This is a genomic window from Roseivivax sp. (assembly GCF_054552075.1).
On sequence record NZ_JBTOLZ010000002.1, the window covers coordinates 217,340 to 237,551 of the forward strand.

The following is a 20,212-nucleotide window of genomic DNA, read 5'->3' on the forward strand; positions in this document are numbered from 1 at the left end:
CCGTGCCGCGCATCGCCATCAGACCGGACCTCTCGCCGCATTTCAGACCGGTGGACCGCGGAGAGCCGGCGGCGCCGCAGATCGCGGCCGCCCTGCGCGAGGCCATCCTCACCATGGATGTCGCCCCGGGGCAGCCGCTGACCGAAAGCCACCTGGGCGAGGTCTTCGGCGCCAGCCGCACGCCGGTCCGCGACGCCCTGTCGGAATTGCAGGCCGAACGGCTGATCGTCCGCCTGCCGAACCGCGGCACGCTGGTCGCCCCACTGAGCCGCAGCGACATCCTGGACGCGCAGTTCATCCGCGAGGCGCTGGAGCTGGCCAATATCCGCAGCCTGATCGACGGCGGGCTGCCGGAGGCCAGCCGCGCACGGCTGGAAGAGATCCTCGAAGCCCAAGGCGCGGCGGTCGACGCGGTCGACTGGCAGCGCTTCTCGCGGCTCGACAACGCCTTCCATCTCGAACTGGCGCAGACGACCGGACGGGAGCGGGCGGCAGAACTGCTCCAAGGCGAGCGCGCGCGGCTCGACCGGCTGCGCTATGGGCGGCAGCGGCTGCGCCACGAGCTCGAGCCCCTGTTCGCCGATCACCGCGCGGTCATCGATGCCATCGTCGCGCGGGACAGTGCGACGGCCGAGGAGCGCATGCGCCAGCATCTGCGTGTCGTGCTTGGCACGCTCGACGAGATGGCCGCAGAGAACGCGGAGCTCTTCGCCGACTGAGGCCGCGCCGCTCATTCCGACATCTCCAGCTGCACCTTCGCCGCGCGGCTCCGGTCGAGCGCCAGCTCGAGCGCGCGCCTGGCCTCGCACCCGGGCAGCACATGGCTGATGATCGGCCTGGGGTCGATGCGGCCACTGTCGATGGCCTGCGCCGCCTCGGCGAACTCCGGGCCGAAGCGATGGGTGCCGACAAGGTGCAGCTCCTTGGCGACGATGCGATTGAGCGGCATCGCGGTCATCGGGCCGACCCCGACCAGCACCATGGTGCCGCGCGGCCGCAGGGCCTCGACGCCCGCCGCGATGGCGGGGGCGGCGGCGGAACAGTCGAAGGCCAGATCGCAGCGCAGCTCCGCAAGCGCCTTGCGGCCGGCCTCGGTCGAGACATCCAGCCCGTCGTCGGCCCCCATCTCCTCTGCCCGGTCGAGCGCGGCGCGAGACAGGTCGGTCACGGTAATGCGCCCCGCGCCCGCGGCACGGGCGGCGGCCACGGTCAGGGCCCCGATCGGCCCTGCCCCCGTCACCAGGACGTCTCGCCCCTCCGTCTCGCCCGCCTGGCGGAGCGCATGCAGGCACACCGCGAGAGGTTCGGTCACGGCCGCCGCCGAGGCGGTCGTCCCGCTCGAGAACCGGTGACAGCGCCGCGCGTCGACCACCAGGCCCGAGCGGAAGAACCCGTCGATATGCGGCACCCGCAGAATGGAGCCGGAGAACCGCATCTCCGGGCAGTGCTGGCTTTGCCCCGCGCGGCACGAAGGACAGTCTCCGCAGGTCACCGCCGGGTTGATCGCGACCAGATCGCCGGGTGACAGCCCCGTCACCCCCGGCCCGAGGGCGCGGATCCGGCCCGCGGCCTCGTGGCCCAGGACGATGGGCGCGCGCATGGGCAGACCGCCGATGCCGCCCTCCTCGAAGTAATGCAGATCGCTGCCGCAGATCCCGCCGACCACATGGTCGAGCGCGACTTCGCCCGGCCCGGGCTGACCGACGCGGCCTTCCTCGACCCGCACATCCCGCGCTCCGAACAGCCTTACCACGCGCACCGCTTCGGTCATTGCATCGACTCTGACTTGATTTCCGCTTCTATTCTTGTATACCGGCATGCAATATAGATTCAAGACGTGATCTTGCGGCTGAGCGGAGGTTGGAATGAAACATTGCTGGCGCTGGTTCGGACCGGAGGACCCGGTTTCCCTTGCGGATATCGCGCAGGCGGGGGCGACCGGGGTGGTGACCGCCCTGCACGATCTGCCTCCCGGCGCGGTCTGGACACCCGAGGCCATCGAGGCCCGGCTGGCCGAGATTGCCCAGGCGCCACTGCCCCTGTCCTGGGACGTCGTGGAAAGCCTGCCGGTGTCCGAGGACATCAAGCGCCGCAGCGGTCCCTATCGCAGCCACATCGCCAATTGGATCGAGAGCCTGTCCAACCTGGCGGCGGCCGGGGTCCGGGTGGTCTGCTACAACTTCATGCCCGTCCTCGACTGGACGCGCACCGATGTGGCCCATCGCCTGCCCCATGGCGGCACGGCGATGCGCTTCGACCTGGTGGATTTCGCCGCCTTCGACCTGTTTGTCCTCGAACGCGCCGGGGCCGCCAGGGACTACCCGGCCGACCTGCGCGAGGCCGCCCGGCTGCGCGCCGAGGCCTTGGACGACGACCAGCGCATGGCGCTAGCGCGGACCGCCGCGGCGGGGCTGCCGGGCGCGGCGGCCACCATGAGCCTTGCGGATATCCGCGGGTATCTCGATGCCTATCGCGGGGTCACGCCCGAGGCCCTGCGCGACAACCTCGCGGCCTTCATCGCCGAAGTGGCCCCGGCCGCCGAGGCGCTGGGCCTGCGGATCTGCGCCCACCCCGACGATCCGCCCTGGCCGCTTCTGGGGTTGCCGCGGATCCTGTCGACCGCCGAGGACTACGCGGCCCTCCTCGGGATGGCGGAGACCACGGCCAACGGGATCACGCTCTGCTCGGGCTCGCTGGGCGCGCGCGGCGACAATGACCTGGCCGCCATGATGCACCGCTTCGGGCCGAGGGTGCATTTCCTGCATCTCCGCAACGTCCGGCGGGAGGGCACGGGCGTGCCCTGCAGCTTTCACGAGGCGGCGCATCTGGACGGGTCGACCGACATGGTGGCGCTGGCCGCCGCCGTGCTCGAGGAGGAAAAGCGCCGCGCGGCCGAGGGTCGGGAGGATGCCCAGATCCCCATGAGGCCGGATCACGGACAGGCGCTGATGACCGATCTCCACCGGCCCATGCGTCCAGGTTACCCGGCGGTCGGGCGCCTGCGCGGCCTGGCCGAGTTGCGCGGGGTCGAGGCGACGCTGGGCTGGCGAGGCGTGGCATGACCGGAGAGCGGCCGGCACGCCCCTCCCGACCAGCACCCCTCTGTGAGCCGGCGGCGCAGCGCCACGGCATGGCCCCTGCAAACACGCCCGCGGTGCCGCCGCCCGGCGCAGGGAACGAGGCACTGCGCACCGGCGCCCTAACGAGGACCGACGCCTCTGCCCTTCAGACAAGGATCGCCACATGACCTCGGACCTGACCATCACCGCGGTGGAGACCCGCGAATATCAATGGGAGCGGGAAACCCCGATCCAGAACGGGCTGCACACCTACACCCATCACGAGATCAGCTTCGTGGAGGTGCAGACCTCCGCCGGGATCACCGGCTACGGCATCGGCCGGCCGCGCCCAGGCGAACGCGGGTTCCGCAATTCCTTCGCCAAGAAGCTGATCGGCCGCGACCCGCTGATGACCGAGGCGATCTGGGCGGACCTCTGGTCGCCCAAGCTCTATGGCCGCCGCGGCCAGGAGACGCGGGCGCTCTCGTCCATCGACATGGCGCTCTGGGACATCCGCGGGAAGCTCGCCGGGCTGCCGCTCTATCGGCTGGTCGGCGGGTACCGCAAGGATATCCCCTTCTACACCGCAGGCGGATACTACGCGCCTGGCAAGGGTCTGACGGAGCTTGCACAGGAAATGGCCGGCTACGTCGAAAAAGGCGCCCGCGCGGTGAAGATGAAGGTCGGCGCCGTCGAGATCCCGGAGGATGTGGCCCGGGTGCGCGCCGTCCGTCAGGCCATCGAGCCGGACATCAAGCTGATGATCGATGCCAATTGCGCCTACCGCGCCTATGACGCGATCAGCCTGGCCCGCCGCGTCGAGGATCAGGACATCTTCTGGTTCGAGGAACCGGTCCAGCCCGACGACTACGCGGGCTTTCGCCGGATCTTCGAGGCCACGGGAATGACGCTGGCCACCGGCGAGAACGAATACACCAAGCACGGCTTCCGCGACCTCATCGCCACGGGCGCGATCTCGATCCTGCAGCCGGATGCGCGCTACACCGGGGGCGTCACCGAGTTCCTCAAGATCGCGGCCCTGGCACAGGCGCATGGGCTCGACATCTGCCCGCACGGCGACCAGCTGGCGCATCTGTCGCTGCTCGCGGCCATCCCCAACGCGCGGATGCTGGAATACTACCCCAAGGCGCCGGGCATGGCGGATGCCTTCCTGCACACCCGGCCGGTCAATGCCGACGGCACGATCACCGTGCCCGAGGTGCCCGGCATGGGGCTGGATCCGAACCCCGAGTTCCTGCGGCACGCCAAGAGGCTCGCATGACGGCGCTGGTGCTTGAAGAGAAGGGCAAGCTGTCGCTGCGGGACATCGCCCTGCCCGCGGCACTCGGGCCTCGGGACGTGCGCATCGCCGTGCACACGGTCGGGATCTGCGGCTCGGACGTGCACTACTATACCGAGGGCAAGATCGGCCCCTTCGTGGTCGAGGCGCCCCTTGTGCTGGGCCACGAGGCCGCGGGAACCGTGACCGAGGTCGGCGCCGAGGTCACCGCGCTGGAGCCCGGGGACCGGATCTGCATGGAGCCCGGCCTCCCCGACACGTCCTCGCGGGCCGCGCTGATGGGCATGTACAACGTCGATCCGGCCGTGACCTTCTGGGCCACGCCTCCGATCCACGGCTGCCTCACACCCAGCGTCGTTCACCCCGCGGCCTTCACCTTCAAGCTGCCCGAGAGCGTGAGCATGGCCGAGGGCGCGATGGTCGAACCCTTCGCCATCGGCATGCAGGCCGCCACCCGCGCGGGGATCAAGCCCGGAGACACCGCGGTGGTGATCGGCGCGGGCCCCATCGGCATGATGGTGGCCCTGGCGGCCCTGGCAGGTGGCTGCGCCCGGGTGATCGTCGCCGACCTGAGCCAGGCGAAGCTCGACATCATCGGCGCCTATCCCGGGATCATCGCGGTGCCCGCGCAGGCGCTTGCCGAGACGGTGGAGCGGCTGACCTCGGGCTGGGGCGCCGATTGCCTTTTCGAGGCCAGCGGCGCCGCACCGGTGTTCCCGCGCCTGACGGAGCCCCTGCGCCCAGGCGGGACCTTGGTCCTTGTCGGCATGCCGGTGGACCCGGTACCGGTCGATATCGTGTCCTGGCAGGCCAAGGAGATCCGGGTGGAGACCGTCTTCCGCTACGCCAACATGTACCCCCGCGCGATCGAGCTGATCGCCTCGGGCAGGGTCGACCTGACGCCGTTAATCACCGACACGTTGCCGTTCTCGGAGGCCATCGCAGCCTTCGACCGCGCCGCCGAAGCCAGGCCCGGGGATGTGAAGCTGCAGATCCGCATGCCGGAATGACCCGGGGACAGGTGCGGCTGCTGGTGCCGGCGCGCCGCGAGATGCCGCGCCCAGGGGCAGACCGCTGACCGCGGCAGCACCGCCGTGCGGCGCGCGCGGCCTCGCAAACAAAGGAGCACGCCCATGCTGCGCAATCCGGTCTTGCCGGGCTTCAACCCGGATCCCTCATTCTGCCGCAAAGGCGAGGACTACTACCTCGCGACCTCGACCTTCGAATGGTATCCCGGCGTCCAGATCTTCCATTCCCGCGACCTGGCGAACTGGACCCTGGTCGCGCGACCGCTCAACCGGGCGGCCCTTCTGGACATGCGCGGCAACCCGGACAGCTGCGGGATCTGGGCCCCCTGCCTCAGCTATGCCGACGGGCGCTTCTGGCTCGTTTACACCGACGTCAAACGCTACGACGGCAACTTCAAGGACGCCCACAACTACATCACCACCTGCGACACCGTGGAGGGCGCATGGTCGGACCCGTGGTACGTGAATTCCTCGGGCTTCGACCCGTCGCTCTTCCACGACGACGACGGGCGGAAATGGTTCGTGAACATGCGCTGGAACCATCGCAGTCCCGGCACCGGCGGCAATCCCGCGCATGACAGTTTCGACGGAATCCTCTTGCAGGAATGGTCGCCCGAAAAGGGGCTGACCGGCCCGGTCACGAATATCTACGCCGGCACGAAGCTGGGCCTGACCGAGGCGCCGCATCTCTTCAAGCGCAACGGCTGGTATTACCTCACCACCGCCGAGGGCGGGACCGGCTTTGACCACGCGGTGACCTACGCCCGGTCGCGCGAGCTTCACGGCCCCTTCGAGACCCACCCGCAGAGCTACCTGATGACCGCGAAGGATGATCCCGAGGCGCCCATACAGCGCACCGGGCACGGGCAATACCTCGAGACCCACTGGGGCGCGCAGTACCACAGCTTCCTGATGGGCCGCCCGATCCCAGGCCCCGACGGCAAGGGCCGGTTCTGCCCGCTCGGGCGTGAGACCGGTCTGGAGCGGATCGTCTGGCGCGACGACTGGCCCTGGCTCGAAGAGGGCGGGCTACGGGTCCGCAGCGAGGTGCCCGCCCCCGGCGCGGTGCGGCCCGCACCCTTGCGCGAGGTGACCTATGATTTCGCCGGACCGGACCTGCCCCTGGACTTCCAATGGCTGCGCACCCCCTATCCCAAGCGGATCTTTCGCGTCTCGAAAGGGCTCACCCTGACCGGCCGGGAAAGCATCGGCAGCTGGTTCGAACAGTCGCTGGTCGCGCGCCGGCAGGAAGACTTCACCTATGAAGCCGAGGCGCGGCTCGATCGTTTCGACCCCGTCAGCTACCAGCAGAACGCGGGCCTGACGACCTATTACAACCGCTTCAAGCACCACGCACTGATGGTCAGCCACGAGCCCGGGATCGGGCGGGCACTGGTCCTGATGTCCTGCGCCGGGGATTTCCCCGACGCTCGCGTGTCCTTCCCCCTGCCCGAGCCGGTGCCGATCGCGCCGGGCCCGGTCGAGCTGCGCGTGCGCGTCGATCACGCAGAGCAACGCTTCTCTTGGCGTCAGGACGGGCCGTGGCAGCCGATCGGCCCGGTGCTCGACGCCTCGGTGATCTCCGACGAGGGCGGGCGCGGAGCGCATGGCTCCTTCACCGGGGCTTTCGTGGGCATGGCGGCCTTCGACACCTCCGGCGCGGCGGCGGAAGCGCACTTCGGCCGGTTCACCTATCGCCCGCTTGCGGCGGAACGCCGGGAAAGGTGATCGCAGCGCCGGTCACGCGGCGGGGCCCGGACAGGGTATTTGCTCACCCCTACCTGTAACCTCCGTGGTCAATACTCTTCGAGCGGAAAGCTACTCCACGCCCAGGCTCGCCGCAGAACCCGCAGCCTCGATGGCCTTCTGCAAGGCGACTTCGGAGACGAAACGCAGCTTCTCCCCCTTCTCGATCAACTCGAAGGCGCGTTCGATCTTCGTCCCGAAATGCGTTGTCCGCCAGTGTCGGGATGCGGTAGAGGAAATCACCACATAGTCGGTCCTCGTCGTCGTCCGGGGCGCGCAGATTCCGCCGACCTTCTCGATTTCGGAGATGATGTAAGACCGCGGCCCCATGCGCATTGGACCTGTCAGCACAAACACCGAACCGGACAGGGCGATGTCATCGGGATCGGTTATTGGTTCGTCGAGTTTGGCCACGGTCCCGATGTGAGGGATGCCGGTATCGATGAAACCATCCCCGACCAGCAAAGCGATCCATTCGCGGATCTCTTCGCTCTCCTCCTCGGAAAGGATGTCATCCTCCAGCGCGGCTTCGACCGCGGCCTTGAGGCTCGCGAAGGGCGCGGCATGCATCAGGATGTCGGAAGACTTGAAGCGCCAGCGAATGGCGCGCACCTCGGTCTCCAGCACCCGGCCATCACAGACGATCCCTGCGCAGAAGCCCAGGAACTCGTTCAACACATCGGTCTCAGCCGAGGTGCGCCCTGCGCCCAGGGTCGCCCGCTTGTCCTCGATGACTTGCTTCAATTGGGCCATCAGGTCGTCTTCCGAAGAAAAGCACCGGGCACGAATGTCCTCGGCCAAATCCGAGGCATCGGGATCATTGAAGAATTCCGCGAACTTGCCGGCTTCGGCCAGAAGGGCGTCTTCCTCACCGTCTTCGATCCCGCGCGACGACAGGGCCCCATCGAGAAAGCCGATCCAATAGACCACCCGCTTGCGGTCGTTCGCCGATTTGTTGAAGGCGCTGTAGCGCTCCTCGAGCTCGCGTTCGCGAATACCCATCAATGCACGTTTTGAAAGAGTCATAATCTCACCATAGTCTCAATACGGGAAATCATGCCGCGCGCCCGGACGTCAGGCAAATTTAATTTCGAACGCCGCGGGCAATTATTCTGGTCGGAACCGCGGCCCGGCCCAAAGACAAAGGGTGCGCCCGGAGGCGCACCCAGCTGCTTCGCTCGAAGGTAAGGGAGGTTACTCTTCGAGGATCGCGAACTGCTCGGGGGCCGCGGGTCCCGGGAAGCCCAGGTTGACCGTGCCGCCGTGCAGCACATCGGGCACATTCCGCAGCCGCTTGGTGTGGAAGCCGATGTTGTTGGCCGGCAGGCAGATGCCGGGAACGTTGAACTGCTCTTTGTGGATCGCCAGGATGTCGCGGTAGAGCTGGTTCTGCCGGTCGAGGTCCGGCTCCTTCTGCATCGCCTGGTGCAGGGAGATGACCTCTTTCATCCACGCGGGCGGCTCCTGCGGATCGCTGCCCACGCCGGTCGCCCAATGCACCCAGCCGGTCATCCAGGCGCTGTCGGGGTGCAGCGGCACATAGGCCCGGGGGAAGATGTAGGCCCCCATGGACGCGCCATCGCCGTCATCGATCAGGATGTGATGCTGGTTGGAGTCCCGGAAGGCGTTCTTGGCCGATTTCTCCACCGAGCGCCATTCGACGTTGAGACCGATCTCCTGCCAGGCTTCGGTCAGGAAGGGCATCATGTCGACATAGGGCTGGCGGTCCGCCCGCACCGTGGCGATCATCGCGATCGGCTCGCCGTCGGGCGTCATGCGCCACCCCTTGGAGTCGCGCTGGTCATAGCCCGCCTCGTCCAGAAGCTGGTTGGCCCGCGCCACGTCGTGTTCGGTGAACTGGGTGCCCATCTCCTCGTCGTAGAAGGCCGCCTCCTCGGGACGCGGAGAGGTCTGATGCGCCGGGCTGCACTGCCCCGCGTAGATCAGCTGGCTGATCTCCTCGCGGTCGATGGCGTGGCTCATGGCGATCCGCACGTCGCGGTCGTTCAGCACCTTGCGGACGATCGGGTCCTGCGCGGTCCGGTTCATGTGGATCTGGATCGGCGAGGACCGGGCGACCACGATCTCGAAGTAGTCGAGGTCGGCGCGCTCGATGTTCTCGAAGAAGACCGGCCGGTTCTCGGCGGTATTGATGTAGCGGGCGATCCAGTCGACCTCGCCGTTGACCGCTTTGAGAAGCATGACCTCGCGGTTCTCGACGATCTCCATCACGGCGCCGTCGATATAGGGCAGCTGGTTCCCCTCGTCGTCGACCTTCCAGTAGTAGGGATTGCGCGCATATTCGACCTGCGTGGGGTCGGATTCAGGGCGCGTCAGGACCCAGGCGTTGATCGTCGGCTTGTCGATGTTCTGGAAGGGATCGAGCTTGTCCTGGAACATCTCGTACCAGCTTTGGTAGCCTTCCTCCGCAGCCAGGGCCCCGGCGTCGTCGTTGAACCCGCCGTGGAACTGCTCGAGGTAATGCGGCGGATAGTTCGCCAGCCAATTGGCATGGGGCTGCGCCAGCAGGATCGGGAACATCGCGTTGGACTGACCCAGCGTGATTTCCAGGGTGTAATCGTCGATCGCGCGCGCCGAGACCTCCTGATTGACCAGGAACTGCAGGCGGTTGGTCGGGTCGATGTTCTCGTCCGGCTGGACGTGATCGAAGAACCAGACGATGTCATGGGCGGTGAAGGGATGGCCGTCGGACCACCGCATGCCTTCGCGCAGGTCGAAGGTGAAGACGGATGCATCCTCGTTCGCCTCGTAGCTTTCGGCGATGTTCGGCACGACGCCGTCGGCGTCCTGGTTCCAGCGCAGAAGCGGCTCGTAGCCGTAGAACAGCCACAGCACGGCTTCGTCGCCCCCGCCCGAGTACAGCTGGCGGAGAGTACCGCCGTAGCTGCGGACCCCTTCGACCGGGGAATGCACGAAAGGCTCCGAGCCGACCCGCTCGGCCACCGGCGGCAGGTCGCCGCTTTCCACCAAGGCGTCGAGCATGGGCGCCTGCCCCGTCGCGGATTGCGCAAGCGCCGTGGTGCCGGTGCTGGCAAGCAGGGCCGCGAGCGTGACGCCCAAGCCTGTCCTCATGAGAGTCTGAGTGTCGCGTGCCATTCTGTCCTCCTCCATTGGCCACGGTGTGCCCGCTCCTCCGGGGCCGGTTTCGGACCCACCTGAAACGCGCTAACAATCATACATTATCCACTATCTGTCGATTCGACTAATACTCGCACTTGGTTCACCGATAACCGGATGTTATGAGTAGACATGAGCGGCCCGGCCAAACGTATCAATCTGCGCCAAATGGAGATGCTGTGGGCGATCCTGCGCCACGGCACTATGGGCAAGGCGGCACAGGCGCTCAATATTTCGCAGCCGGCGATCAGCCGCATGGTGCGCTACGCGGAGGACCGGACGGGCCTGCAGCTCTTCGAGCGGCGCGGCTCGCGGCTTGTCCCGACACCCGAGCTGCTTCTGCTGGCGGAAGAATTCGACCGTGTCTTCACCAATGTCGACAGCGTCCAGCGGCTGACCTCGGCCCTCGCGGCGGGCTGGGGCCGCCCGATCCGCATCGCCTCGATGTCGATGATCGCCGACAGCTTCCTCGTCGAGAGCATGGCCGCGATGCGCCGCGACCACCCCAAGGTGCCGCTGGTCGTGATGATGAACAACCGCGCGGGCGTCGAGGCCTCGGTCCTGAATGAAAACGCCGACATCGGCCTGGTGCACGGACTCGTCGACGTCGAGGATCTGACCTCGGTGCCGATCGCGCTCGGCGGCGTTGTCTGCCTCATGCTCGAGGACCACCCGCTGGCCGATCTCGACGAGGTCACGCCCGACGCTCTGTCGGAGGTCGACCTGATCACGATGGGGCGCCGCTCACCGCTCAGCCGGTCCCTCGACGCGGTTTTCGAGGAGCACGGGATCGACCGGCGCATCGCGGTCCAGATCGCGGACTCGCGCCTGGCGGCGGAATTCGTCCACGCGGGCATGGGCGTGGCGCTGGTCGACCCTTATTTCGTCGGCTCCATCCCCTTGGACGGCATGGCGATCCGCCCCTTCCGTCCCGCGGTGGAGACCTCCTGCTTCGTGATCCATGGACGCAATCGCATCCTGTCGAAGCATACCGAGCGGCTGATCTTTCACCTGCGCTCGGTCGGAGAGCGGTGGATGAGCGAACATGCCGCCCATATCCCCGCTCCCCGTTAGACGCGCCTAGCCGGTGGCCTTGGCCGCCGACACATCCTGCTTTCGGACCTGGCCTTTTGCCGCCTGCTCCGCCCAGAACGGGGCGGTATCGTAGTTCGGCGTGTCCAGTTCCTCGGTCTCGCCGCGCCAGAGCTTCGCCCCTTCGCGCATGTAGCGGATAGCGATGGCCAGGGCCTGGCCGTAGACGCTTTGATTGGCCTCGGCGCCTGCCGCCACCTCGTCGATGCGGCCCTGCTCTACCGGCGCACCGGACCGGACGGCTTCGGCCAGTTGAATGGCCGGGTCGTCCTCGCGGTAGAATTCCTCTTCGATCCGGAAGCGCTGCATCTTGTCGGGGTCCGGATCGACATAACCCTCGACGAGCCGCGCGATATCGATCGTCACCGGCTGGATGAAATCGACGCTCCGATCGAGCCAGCCGTCCATGTCCTCGATATTGGGCGACAGCGTGTGTAACCCCTGAAGGCCGCGCAGCACCATGGTGCGGGCGTAGTCCTCGATGGCCTGCCCGGTCGAGGTCGGGTTCGCCGCCAGCAGAAACTTGTTGAAGAAGGCACCGTCCTCGCCGCCGCCGAAGACCTTCTTCAGCACGAAAGCGTCATGGTAGGCGTAGAGCCAGCGGTTGGCGGCCTCCAGCGGCCTGTCATGCGCCTCGTCGCGGCGCACGACCATGTTGCGATAGGGCTTGATGACATTGTCGATCGCCTGGTGCGGCAGGCCGCCCAGCGCATAGGCCAGCTTGCGGTCCTGGGCGGGATGGGCCTCGGCCTCACCCCAGGCGGCGCGGGCCCTCTTGATGATCGGGCCCATCCACTGGTTCCCCCCGCGCGAGACGGTGCCGAGGCGGGCGTACTCCAGGTAGGTTTCGATCACGCGGCTCAGTTCGGGATCGAACTTGTCGTCCTGCGCGGCAATGTTGCGGGCGTCCTCGAAGATCGCCCAGTGAGACAGCATATCGGACATGTCGCGGTCCTTTCGGTCAGAGGGTTTCCAGTGCGAGGTCCGGTTTCGGCCGCGCGGCGTCGGCGGGATCCGACAGGGTCAGGTCCAGCGCGTTTTCGGTGAGGGTGATGGCATCGCCCGACAGTTCCTTGAGGCGGGCGACGATCCTCGCGCCATCGGCGCTCGACAAGCTCAGCGGCGTCACCTGGTTGTCGGCGTCGCGCATCACCGGAACCAGCCGGATCCGGCGCCGCTCCGATCCGTCGAAGTCGAAGCGCAACATCAGACCGTCCTTGTGGCGGTCGTGCATCTTGGGCCAATCGAAGGCGAAATTGCCGAGGCTGTAGAAGATCGGCTTGCCGTTGTGGAATTCGATCGGCTGGATCACATGCGGGTGGTGGCCCACGACGATGTCGATGCCCGCGTGGATGGCCAGCCGCGCCAGCTGGCGCTGGTAGTCGGTCGGCTCAGGCGAGCTCGATACCCCCCAATGACAGGACAGGATGGCGATGTCGGTCTCTTGCTTGAGAGCGCGGATCTCGGCCTGCAGCTCCTCGGCGTCGGCGGGCTCGACCCAGGTGACGACCTCGGGCGGGGCGCCCGGCATCTCCAGGGCCCGGCGGCCGGGACGATAGGCCGTGCCCGCACGGATCACCGCCGTGCCGGGCGTATCGCGGTCGGCGGCATGGCGGGACGGCCAGAAGACGGTGGTGAAGCTCAGAACGCCGATGCGCAGATCGCCGTGCCGGAAGATGGCCGGCCGCCTAGCCGCGGCGCGGGTCTCACCGACGCCGGCAAAGGCCACGCCGGCCTGGCGCAGGACCTGCGCGCTGCGCAACGCGGCGGTTTGCGGATAGCTGACATTGCTTGCGCAGCTGACCGCATCGATGCCCGCGTCGGTCAGCGCCCGCACCATGTCGGGATGCGAATGCCGCCAGCGCTCCTTGTGCGGGATGTCCGGGTCGGCGGGATCCTCGGAGGGTTCGCAAAGAGGCCCTTCAAGATGCAGGAACCGCAGATCCGCGGCCTCGAGCACAGGCAGCACGCCCGCCAGCGCCGAGACCGGGTTCTCGCGGTTCTGGATATTGGTTTCGCCCGCGATGACCAGCCCGGTCAGGGCTTGGTCGAAGGGGGCCAGGGGAAGCTCGGATGTCGCCATCGGGTCAGGTCTCCGTCACATTACCTGACATAGATCGCCCCTGCCCTTGATAACCTCAAATCAAACTATGTCTCCAAGCCATAACCGATTGTTAAGTCGCACGGCTTGCCGCGGGTCTCCATTGCGCCGCGCAGGCCAAAGCGGGGCTGCCTGAACCGCCCCCTCAGCGCCGCCGCGCTGATACGGACCGCGGTTGCGCCGTCGCAGTCCATAAACCGGAGGCAGCCGCGACACGCGGGCGGGCCCGCCCAGAAAACCACAACTTGCCCCTACGTCAACTTGCGTCTAATCAAGGCACGCCCGCCTGAGCCCCGCCGTTCAGGCTCAGCCGTTTGACGAATTTTCCGGGAAGGTCTCCTCCGACATGCTGGATCACGCCGCTATCGCCGAGACGCTCGGCGACCACTACGACCTTGCGCCTTCGCCAGAGACCGCGGACCGGCTGGGCCCCATCTACGCGCGCATGCGCCGGGTGGTTCCGCCGGCTGACTGGGCCCTGCATGCCCCCTATGTCGCGGCGATCAACCGCCTCAAGACCGAGCGCAACGCCGTCATCCTCGCGCATAACTACATGACGCCGCAGATCTACCACGGCATCGCCGATGTGGTCGGTGACAGCCTGCAGCTTGCGATCGCCGCCGCCGAGATCGAGGCCGATGTGATCGTGCAATGCGGCGTGCATTTCATGGCCGAGACCTCGAAGCTCCTGAACCCGGGCAAGACCGTGCTGATCCCGGACATGGACGCCGGCTGCTCGCTGGCCGAGAGCATCACGCCCGCAGACATCGCGGAGCTGCGCCGCCGCTATCCCGGCGCGCCGGTGGTGACCTATGTGAACACCTCGGCCGAGGTGAAGGCCGCCTCCGACATCTGCTGCACCTCGTCCAACGCCGCGCAGATCGTCGCCGCGCTCGACGCCGAGACGGTGATCATGGCGCCCGACAAGTACCTGGCCCAGAACGTCTCCCGGCAGGTACCGCAGAAGACCGTGGTCTGGCACGACGGGTCCTGCATCGTGCACGAGCGGTTCACCGCGCGCGAGTTGCAGGAGTTTCGGGAGTGGCAGCCCGACACCCGCATCATCGCGCACCCCGAGTGCCCGCCGGACGTGATCGCCGAGGCCGATTTCTCCGGCTCGACGCATGGCATCATCGACTACGTCAGCCGCGAGCAGCCGGGCAAGGCGCTGCTGGTGACCGAATGCTCGATGGCCTCGAACATCTCCGACGCGCATCCGGCGGTGGAGTTCGTGGGCCCCTGCAACATGTGCCCGCACATGAAGAAGATCACCCTCGAAAAGGTGCTCTGGTCGCTGCACAGCATGCAGGGCGCCGTTGAGGTCGATGCGAGCCTTGCAGAGCCCGCCCGACGCGCCGTGGAGCGGATGATCGACCTGTCCCGGCAGGCGCAGGCCTGAGGACATGCCGGACCGCAGGACGTTCAGGCAACTTCCGTTCGGGCAGGGTTCCCCACCCTGCCCTTCCCGTCGAAAAGCCGCGCCCGGTCCGACCGCAGATCGAAGGAACACTCCCGATGCCCGTCCCGCCCCTTCCCGACCTGATCCTTGACCCGCTGGTCCGCGCCGCCTTGCTCGAGGATCTCGGGACCTCGGGCGACCTGACCACCCGGACGGTCATCCCGCCCGGCACCATGGCCCGGGCGCGTCTTACGAGCAGAGAGGCGGGCGTGGTCTCGGGCATGCAGATCGCCCTGATGGCCTTCCAGCTTGTCGACCCGGCGCTCTCCGTGGTCACGCACTGCCTGGACGGGGCCCGCGTCCGCCCGGGCGAGGTGCTGATGGAGATCGAGGGAGAGGCCGCCGCCCTCCTCGCCGCCGAACGCGTGGCGCTGAATTTCGCCGGCCGGCTCTCCGGGATCGCCACCACCACTGCCGCTTATGTCGCCGAGACCCAGGGCACCGCCGCCCGGATCACCTGCACCCGCAAGACGACCCCCGGCCTGCGCCTCGTCGAGAAACAGGCGGTTCTGCACGGGGGTGGCTTCAATCACCGGTTTTCGCTCTCGGACGCGATCCTTGTGAAGGACAACCACATCGCCGCGGCGGGCGGCATTGCCCCGCTTCTGCGCGCGATCAGAGCGCAGGCCTCGCACATGGTGCGCGTCGAGATCGAGGTCGACAGCCTCGACCAGCTTGGCGAAGTGCTGGAGGACGGCGGCGCCGATGCGGTCCTGCTCGACAACATGTCGACCGAGACCCTGCGCGCCGCGGTCGCAATGACCCACGGCCGCCTGCGGCTCGAGGCCTCTGGCTCCATGCGGCTCGACCGCATTGCGGAGGTCGCGGCCACGGGCGTCGACTATATCTCCGTCGGCGCGCTGACCCACAGCGCGCCAACGCTCGATCTCGGCCTCGACATCTGAGGGTCAGGGCGGTTGGAAGGCAGAAATCCTTCGGGAGGGAGGGCGTCGTCAGGCCACCGAAAACAAAGGGTTCCGGCGACAGCCGCACACCCAGAATCAATCCAAAATCGCAGCGCTGGCGGAGGAGGTGGGATTCGAACCCACGGTACGCTTTCACGCACGCCGGTTTTCAAGACCGGTGCATTCGACCGCTCTGCCACTCCTCCGGCCGCCTTCGCTTAGCCCTGCCCGCGCGATTCTGAAAGCGGCCGTGGCGGGGAAAATCGCCGATGGGGCGGCGCGCTCTTTTCTTGGCGGGCGGGCGCGGCTATGCTCGCGGCGCATTTGCGGCACAAGATGTGCCGTGCACGCGGCCGCGATCCGGGCAGGCAAGACCCGAGGCGCGGCACAGGCAAGGCGGAGCGGGGACATGGCGGAAATTCTCTCGCGGATCGGCGGCGCGGCGGCGCTGGGCCTGGGGCTTCTGGCGCTCGCGGGCTGCGACAGCGCGGCGATGCCGGGCTTCCTGAAACCGGGCACCGAGACCGCCGAGGCCGGCGGCGACGAGGTCAGCCGCGCGGCGACCGGCGCGCGCGACGTCGAGGCGCCCGAGGTCTTCGAGGTCCGCGAGGCGGGCCTCTGGGACGGGCGGCCCTCGCTCGGCGGCGTCTGGGTGGCGCATCCCGACGTGACCGAGCCCGAGCGCGTGATCATCCGCAACGAGAAGAACGGCCAATATGTGATCGGCGCGCTCTTCAAGCGCGAGCGCGAGACGCCGGGGCCGCGGATCCAGGTCTCCTCGGACGCGGCGGCGGCCTTGAACATGCTCGCCGGCGCGCCGGTGACCCTGCATGTGGTGGCGCTGCGCCGGGTCGAGGGGCCCGAGACGCCCGCGCCCGCCGATGAGGCGACCCCGACCGGCGGCGAGGCCCTGAGTGCGGCGGGCGAGATCGAGGCCGAGACGCTCGACCCGGTGGCCGCCAATGCCGCAGCCGCGCTCGACACGCCCGCCCCCACGGCGGAGACCGAGACACAGACGGCAGCCGCGACGCCCGCGCCCGAGGCCCCTGCCCCGGCGCGCGCCCAGGCCTCGGCGCTCTCCAAGCCGTATGTGCAGATCGGCATCTTCTCGATCGAGCAGAACGCCCGCAACACCGCCACCGCCATGCGGCAAGAGGGCATGGTGCCCACCGTCAAGAAGCAGGAATCCTCGGGCAAGACCTTCTGGCGCGTCGTCGTCGGCCCGGCCCAGACCCGCGACGAGATCGACGCCCTGCTTGCAAAGATCAAGGCATCGGGTTTCACCGACGCCTATGCGGTGTCAAACTGACCGCCAGGTCCGGCGCGCGCCGGGCCGCCGCATCGTTCCGATCCACTCCAGCCTGCGGAGCTGCCCCATGACCGCGATCGCCAAGATCCTCCTTGCTGCCGCCACGGCGCTTGTCCTCTCCGTGCAGGGGGCGCTGGCCTTCGACACCTCGGCGCGCGCCGCCTTCGTGCTCGACCAGAAGACCGGCACGGTGCTGCTGGCCAAGAACCCCGACGAGGCGCTGCCGCCGGCCTCCATGTCGAAGCTGATGACGCTTTACATGGCCTTCGAGGCGATCCGCGACGGGCGGCTCAGCCTCGATGAACGGCTGCCGGTGTCGGAACACGCGATGTCCTACGGCGGCTCGACGATGTTCCTCGACACCACCGACCGGGTGCGGGTCGACGACCTTCTTCGCGGGATCATCGTGCTGTCGGGCAACGACGCCTGCGCGGTCATCGCCGAGGCGCTCTCGCCCAACGGCACCGAGCGCGGCTTCGCCGAGCTGATGACCCGCCGCGCCCAGCAGATCGGCATGACCAATTCCACCTTCCGCAACTCGAACGGCTGGCCCGCCGAGGGCCACCGCATGTCGATGCGCGACCTGGTGCTGCTGTCGAACCGGATCATCGAGGATTACCCCGAGTTCTACGAGATGTTCGAGGAGCAGCGCTTCGAGTTCGACGGCCGCGCGCCGCAGAACGTCTCGAACCGCAACCCGCTTCTGGGGCTCGGGATCGGCGCGGACGGGCTCAAGACCGGCCACACGCAGGAAGCAGGCTACGGGCTCGTGGGCTCGGCCAAGCAGGGCGACCGCCGGGTGATCTTCGCGATCTCGGGCCTCGAGAGCCAGCGCGCCCGGGCCGAGGAAAGCGAGGCCATCGTCAACTGGGCCTTCCGCCAGTTCGCCGAGAAGACCATCGTCGAGGAAGGCCGCTCGGTCGCCGATGCCGAGGTCTGGATGGGCGCCAGCGAAAGCGTCGGGCTGGTCACCGAAAGCGATGTAACGCTTCTCCTGCCGACCCTGACCGGCGGCCCGCTCGAGGCCGAGGTGGTCTACACCGGCCCGCTGCAGGCGCCGATCACCGAAGGCCAGCAGCTCGCCGAGCTGATCGTGCGCCCCGAGGGCCTGCCCGAGCATCGGGTGCCGCTTTTCGCCGAGGCCGCGGTGCCCGGCGCGGGCTTCGTCACCCGGGTGATGACCGTCGCGGGCGTCCTTCTGAAGCGCATCGGGCAGCCGCAGGACGTCATGTGATGGTGCCAACCGGCCCGCGCGGCGCCTTTCTGACCTTCGAGGGCATCGACGGCAGCGGCAAGTCCACCCAGGCCCGCCGCCTGGCCGAGGAGCTGCGTGCCGCGGGCCGCGACGTGGTGCTGACCCGCGAGCCCGGCGGCAGCCCCGGCGCCGAGGAGATCCGCAATCTCCTGCTCAACGGCGACCCGGACCGCTGGTCGGCCGAGACCGAGCTTCTGATGTTCACCGCCGCCCGGCGCGACCACGTGGAGCGCACCATCCAGCCCGCGCTCGAGGCCGGAAAGGTGGTGATCTGCGACCGCTTCGTCGATTCCACCCGGGTCTACCAGGGCATCACCCGCGGCGCGCTGCGCGGCACGGTGGATGCGCTGCACGCCATGATGATCGGCATCGAGGCGGATCTGACCTTCCTGATCGACATGGACCCCGAGGCGGCGCTGGCGCGGGCCACCACCCGGCCCGACGCCGAGGAACGCTTCGAGAGCTTCGGGCTCGAACTGCAGGCCACCCTGCGCGAGGGCTTCCTGGATCTCGCCCGTCGCGCCAGGCGCTTCCGGGTGATCGACGGCGCCCGCCCGCCCGAGGAGATCGGCGCGGATGTGACGCGCATCGCGCAAAGCTTCCTCGAGACCCCGGCATGAGCGATCCCCAGCTGCCCGATCCGACCGCCGTCGAGGGCGCCCCGCATCCCGCCGAGACGCCCCGGCTGATCGGCCAGGAGGCGGCGGAACAGGCCTTCCTAGACGCCTTCACCACCGGGCGGCTGCATCACGCCTGGATGCTCATGGGCCCGCGCGGGGTCGGCAAGGCGACGCTCGCCTGGCGCATCGCGCGCTTCCTGCTGGCCACCCCCGACCCGGGCGAGGACGACGGCCTTTTCGGCGCCCCGCCCCGCCCGGAAAGCCTGGAGCTGCCCGCAGATCACCCGGTCATGCGCCGCAGCCTCGCGGGCGCGGAGCCCGGGCTCTTCGTCCTGAAGCGCGGCACCAACGACAAGGGCGACCGGCTCGCCGCCGAGATCCGCGTCGACCAGGTGCGCAAGCTGAAGTCCTTTTTCTCGCTCTCGGCGGCCGATGGCGGGCGGCGGGTGGTCATCGTCGATGCCGCCGACGAGATGAACGTGAACGCCGCCAACGCGCTTCTGAAGCTCCTGGAGGAGCCCCCGGCGCGCACCACCATGCTGCTGGTCTGCCACCAGCCCTCGCGGCTTCTGCCGACGATCCGCTCGCGCTGCCGCGAGCTGCGCCTCAGCCCGCTTGGCCCCGAGGAGATGCGCGCGGCGCTCGACCTCGCGGGCGCCGAGCTGGCCCCGACCGAGGCCGAGGCGCTCTCGGCGCTCTCGGGCGGTTCGGTGGGCGCGGCCATGCGGCTTGTCGGGCTCGAGGGGCTGGCGCTCTACCAGCGGCTCCTGGAGGTCCTGGGCAGCCTGCCCGACCTCGACCGCCCCAAGGCGCTCGCCCTGGCCGAGGCGCTGGCCCAGCGCGGGCGCGAGGAGCGGCTCGACCTCTTCTTCTCGCTGACCGACACGGTGCTTCTGCGGCTCGCGCGGACCGGCGTGACCGGCCATCCGCCCGGCGATCCCGCCGCGCCCGGCGAGGCCGAGGTCTTCCAGCGGCTCGCCCCCTCGCCCGCCGCGGGCCGCGCCTGGGCCGAGGTGGCCCAGGTCGCCGGCGACCGGGCCCGGCACGGGCGCGCGGTCAATGTCGATCCCGCCTCGCTGGTCTTCGACACGGTGATGAAGCTGCGCGAGACCGCCGCCCGCATCCGCGCCTGACCCCGCCTTGACCCGCCCTGCCCCATCCTAGATATGCGGGGGCAGAGCCGCAGGCAGCCCAAAGGAC

17 protein-coding genes and 1 tRNA gene are annotated in these 20,212 nt (G+C 68.4%); 12 read left to right on the forward strand and 6 right to left on the reverse strand.

Annotated elements, in window-relative coordinates; all coding sequences use genetic code 11:
- The first annotated feature begins 2 nt into the window (after positions 1-2).
- A complete protein-coding gene (locus ACX938_RS02525) occupies positions 3-719 on the forward strand; it encodes a GntR family transcriptional regulator (protein ID WP_459429856.1) in 717 nt (238 codons plus the stop codon).
- Between the two features lie 11 nt (positions 720-730).
- Here ACX938_RS02525 and ACX938_RS02530 read toward each other — a convergent pair whose 3' ends face one another.
- Positions 731-1,771, reverse strand: a complete 1,041-nt coding sequence (locus tag ACX938_RS02530; RefSeq protein WP_459429857.1) for an L-idonate 5-dehydrogenase — start codon at positions 1,769-1,771, stop codon at positions 731-733.
- 94 nt (positions 1,772-1,865) lie between these two features.
- Here ACX938_RS02530 and uxuA point away from each other — a divergent pair, with 94 nt between their 5' ends.
- From uxuA to ACX938_RS02550, 4 genes are all read left to right on the forward strand, one after another.
- Complete coding sequence (gene uxuA, locus ACX938_RS02535; protein ID WP_459429858.1) at positions 1,866-3,062, forward strand: mannonate dehydratase; 1,197 nt, start codon at positions 1,866-1,868, stop codon at positions 3,060-3,062.
- Positions 3,063-3,243: 181 nt separating this feature from the next.
- Positions 3,244-4,341: a mandelate racemase/muconate lactonizing enzyme family protein gene (locus ACX938_RS02540; protein WP_459429859.1), complete on the forward strand. Its 1,098-nt coding sequence runs from the start codon at positions 3,244-3,246 to the stop codon at positions 4,339-4,341.
- Entirely contained in the window at positions 4,338-5,369 is a 1,032-nt protein-coding gene (locus tag ACX938_RS02545) for an NAD(P)-dependent alcohol dehydrogenase (RefSeq protein WP_459429860.1), read from the forward strand. The genes ACX938_RS02540 and ACX938_RS02545 overlap by 4 nt, the downstream gene beginning before the upstream one ends.
- Before the next feature lie 123 nt (positions 5,370-5,492).
- Positions 5,493-7,115 (forward strand): glycoside hydrolase family 43 protein, encoded by a 1,623-nt coding sequence (locus tag ACX938_RS02550; RefSeq protein WP_459429861.1) that lies wholly within the window; start codon positions 5,493-5,495, stop codon positions 7,113-7,115.
- A gap of 90 nt (positions 7,116-7,205) precedes the next feature.
- On the opposite strand, the gene ACX938_RS02555 is transcribed toward ACX938_RS02550, so the two are convergent.
- Positions 7,206-8,135: a BRCT domain-containing protein gene (locus ACX938_RS02555; RefSeq protein ID WP_459429862.1), complete on the reverse strand. Its 930-nt coding sequence runs from the start codon at positions 8,133-8,135 to the stop codon at positions 7,206-7,208.
- Positions 8,136-8,327: 192 nt separating this feature from the next.
- Positions 8,328-10,226 carry an ABC transporter substrate-binding protein gene (locus tag ACX938_RS02560; protein ID WP_459429863.1) on the reverse strand — a complete coding sequence of 633 codons (1,899 nt, stop codon included), beginning with the start codon at positions 10,224-10,226 and terminating at the stop codon, positions 8,328-8,330.
- 177 nt (positions 10,227-10,403) lie between these two features.
- Here ACX938_RS02560 and ACX938_RS02565 point away from each other — a divergent pair, with 177 nt between their 5' ends.
- Positions 10,404-11,345, forward strand: coding sequence for a LysR family transcriptional regulator (locus tag ACX938_RS02565; RefSeq protein ID WP_459429864.1), 942 nt, complete (start codon positions 10,404-10,406; stop codon positions 11,343-11,345).
- 6 nt (positions 11,346-11,351) lie between these two features.
- Here the strand turns inward: ACX938_RS02565 and ACX938_RS02570 are convergent, their stop codons facing one another.
- Positions 11,352-12,308: a hypothetical protein gene (locus tag ACX938_RS02570; protein WP_459429865.1), complete on the reverse strand. Its 957-nt coding sequence runs from the start codon at positions 12,306-12,308 to the stop codon at positions 11,352-11,354.
- Between the two features lie 16 nt (positions 12,309-12,324).
- Complete coding sequence (locus ACX938_RS02575; RefSeq protein ID WP_459429866.1) at positions 12,325-13,446, reverse strand: CapA family protein; 1,122 nt, start codon at positions 13,444-13,446, stop codon at positions 12,325-12,327.
- Between the two features lie 364 nt (positions 13,447-13,810).
- On the opposite strand from ACX938_RS02575, the gene nadA reads away from it, so the two are divergent.
- Positions 13,811-14,863 (forward strand): quinolinate synthase NadA, encoded by a 1,053-nt coding sequence (nadA, locus tag ACX938_RS02580; protein ID WP_459429867.1) that lies wholly within the window; start codon positions 13,811-13,813, stop codon positions 14,861-14,863.
- A gap of 116 nt (positions 14,864-14,979) precedes the next feature.
- Complete coding sequence (gene nadC / locus ACX938_RS02585) at positions 14,980-15,828, forward strand: carboxylating nicotinate-nucleotide diphosphorylase (protein ID WP_459429868.1); 849 nt, start codon at positions 14,980-14,982, stop codon at positions 15,826-15,828.
- Between the two features lie 116 nt (positions 15,829-15,944).
- On the opposite strand, the gene ACX938_RS02590 is transcribed toward nadC, so the two are convergent.
- Positions 15,945-16,034, reverse strand: a tRNA-Ser gene (locus ACX938_RS02590).
- Positions 16,035-16,237: 203 nt separating this feature from the next.
- Here ACX938_RS02590 and ACX938_RS02595 point away from each other — a divergent pair.
- From ACX938_RS02595 to ACX938_RS02610, 4 genes are all read left to right on the forward strand, one after another.
- A complete protein-coding gene (locus ACX938_RS02595) occupies positions 16,238-17,137 on the forward strand; it encodes an SPOR domain-containing protein (RefSeq protein WP_459429869.1) in 900 nt (299 codons plus the stop codon).
- 67 nt (positions 17,138-17,204) lie between these two features.
- Positions 17,205-18,371 carry a D-alanyl-D-alanine carboxypeptidase family protein gene (locus ACX938_RS02600; protein ID WP_232752275.1) on the forward strand — a complete coding sequence of 389 codons (1,167 nt, stop codon included), beginning with the start codon at positions 17,205-17,207 and terminating at the stop codon, positions 18,369-18,371.
- Positions 18,371-19,012: a dTMP kinase gene (gene tmk / locus ACX938_RS02605; RefSeq protein WP_459429870.1), complete on the forward strand. Its 642-nt coding sequence runs from the start codon at positions 18,371-18,373 to the stop codon at positions 19,010-19,012. The genes ACX938_RS02600 and tmk overlap by 1 nt, the downstream gene beginning before the upstream one ends.
- Positions 19,009-20,145, forward strand: coding sequence for a DNA polymerase III subunit delta' (locus ACX938_RS02610; RefSeq protein WP_459429871.1), 1,137 nt, complete (start codon positions 19,009-19,011; stop codon positions 20,143-20,145). The genes tmk and ACX938_RS02610 overlap by 4 nt, the downstream gene beginning before the upstream one ends.
- The last annotated feature ends 67 nt before the right edge of the window (positions 20,146-20,212 follow it).